The organism is Pantoea conspicua (genome assembly GCF_002095315.1).
Taxonomy (GTDB): Bacteria; Pseudomonadota; Gammaproteobacteria; order Enterobacterales; family Enterobacteriaceae; genus Pantoea; species Pantoea conspicua.
This window is the reverse complement of the sequence record NZ_MLFN01000102.1, coordinates 1-2,004: the sequence shown is the minus strand read 5'-3', so window position 1 is coordinate 2,004 and position 2,004 is coordinate 1. Positions and strand designations below refer to the sequence as shown.

The window sequence follows — 2,004 nt, the reverse complement described above, 5'->3', positions numbered from 1 at the left end:
GCCCTTTTTCTTTTACTTTTTTATCATGGGAGCCTACTTCCCGTTTTTCCCGATTTGGCTACATGACATCAACCATATCAGCAAAAGTGATACGGGTATTATTTTTGCCGCTATTTCTCTGTTCTCGCTATTATTCCAACCGCTGTTTGGTCTGCTTTCTGACAAACTCGGGCTGCGCAAATACCTGCTGTGGATTATTACCGGCATGTTAGTGATGTTTGCGCCGTTCTTTATTTTTATCTTCGGGCCACTGTTACAATACAACATTTTAGTAGGATCGATTGTTGGTGGTATTTATCTAGGCTTTTGTTTTTAACGCCGGTGCGCCAGCAGTAGAGGCATTTATCGAGAAAGTCAGCCGTCGCAGTAATTTCGAATTTGGTCGCGCGCGGATGTTTGGCTGTGTTGGCTGGGCGCTGTGTGCCTCGATTGTCGGCATCATGTTCACCATCAATAATCAGTTTGTTTTCTGGCTGGGTTCTGGCTGTGCACTCATCCTCGCCGTTTTACTCTTTTTCGCCAAAACGGATGCGCCCTCTTCTGCCACGGTTGCCAATGCGGTAGGTGCCAACCATTCGGCATTTAGCCTTAAGCTGGCGCTGGAACTGTTCAGACAGCCAAAACTGTGGTTTTTGTCACTGTATGTTATTGGCGTTTCCTGCACCTACGATGTTTTTGACCAACAGTTTGCTAATTTCTTTACTTCTTTTTTTGCCAACGGTGAACAGGGTACGCGGGTATTTGGCTACGTAACGACAATGGGCGAATTACTTAACGCCTCGATTATGTTTTTTGCGCCACTGATCATTAATCGCATCGGTGGGAAAAACGCCCTGCTGCTGGCTGGCACTATTATGTCAGTACGTATTATTGGCTCATCGTTCGCTACCTCAGCACTGGAAGTGGTTATTCTGAAAACGCTGCATATGTTTGAAGTACCGTTCCTGCTGGTGGGCTGCTTTAAATATATTACCAGCCAGTTTGAAGTGCGTTTTTCAGCGACGATTTATCTGGTCTGTTTCTGCTTCTTTAAGCAACTGGCGATGATTTTTATGTCTATTCTGGCGGGCAATATGTATGAAAGCATCGGTTTCCAGGGCGCTTACCTGATGCTGGGTCTGGTGGCGCTGGGCTTCACCTTAATTTCCGTGTTCACGCTTAGCGGCCCCGGCCCACTTTCCCTGCTGCGTCGCCAGGTGAATGAAGTCGCTTAAGAAATTAATGTCGGATACGGCGCGAGCGCCTTATCCGACCAACTTATCAGGACGGAATGTTAAAAATGAACATGTCGATGACAGAAAAAATAAAAGCAGGCAAGCTATTTACCGATATGTGCGAAGGCTTACCTGAAAAAAGACTTCGTGGGAAAACATTAATGTATGAGTTCAATCACTCGCATCCATCAGAAGTTGAAAAAAGGGTAATGACTCCAACTTATTGATAGTGTTTTATGTTCAGATAATGCCCGATGACTTTGTCATGCAGCTCCACCGATTTTGAGAGCGACAGCGACTTCCGTCCCAGCCGTGCCAGGTGCTGCCTCAGATTCAGGTTATGCCGCTCAATTCGCTGCGTATATCGCTTGCTGATTACGTGCAGCTTTCCCTTCAGGCGGGATTCATACAGCGGCCAGCCATCCGTCATCCATATCACCACGTCAAAGGGTGACAGCAGGCTCATAAGACGCCCCAGCGTCGCCATAGTGCGTTCACCGAATACGTGCGCAAACCGTCTTCCGGAGCCTGTCATACGCGTAAAACAGCCAGCGCTGGCGCGATTTAGCCCCGACATAGCCCCACTGTTCGTCCATTTCCGCGCAGACGATGACGTCACTGCCCGGCTGTATGCGCGAGGTTACCGACTGCGGCCTGAGTTTTTTAAGTGACGTAAAATCGTGTTGAGGCCAACGCCCATAATGCGGGCGGTTGCCCGGCATCCAACACCATTCATGGCCATATCAATGATTTTCTGGTGCGTACCGGGTTGAGAAGCGGTGTAAGTGAA

General features: G+C 48.2%; 1 protein-coding gene and 3 pseudogenes. 2 read left to right on the top strand and 2 right to left on the bottom strand.

Going from position 1 to position 2,004, the window contains the following annotated elements:
* Nucleotides 1-1,214 (top strand): annotated as a pseudogene (gene lacY, locus HA41_RS19360) (lactose permease); the annotation flags it as partial.
* A 65-nt stretch (nt 1,215-1,279) separates the two neighbouring features.
* Nucleotides 1,280-1,420, top strand: a pseudogene (locus HA41_RS19355) (maltose acetyltransferase domain-containing protein); the annotation flags it as partial.
* A gap of 14 nt (nt 1,421-1,434) precedes the next feature.
* Here HA41_RS19355 and HA41_RS19350 read toward each other — a convergent pair.
* Nucleotides 1,435-1,810 (bottom strand): annotated as a pseudogene (locus tag HA41_RS19350) (IS1 family transposase).
* A 44-nt stretch (nt 1,811-1,854) separates the two neighbouring features.
* On the bottom strand, nt 1,855-2,004 hold a 150-nt coding region (locus HA41_RS21745), incomplete at its 5' end, for an IS1-like element transposase (protein ID WP_040184518.1).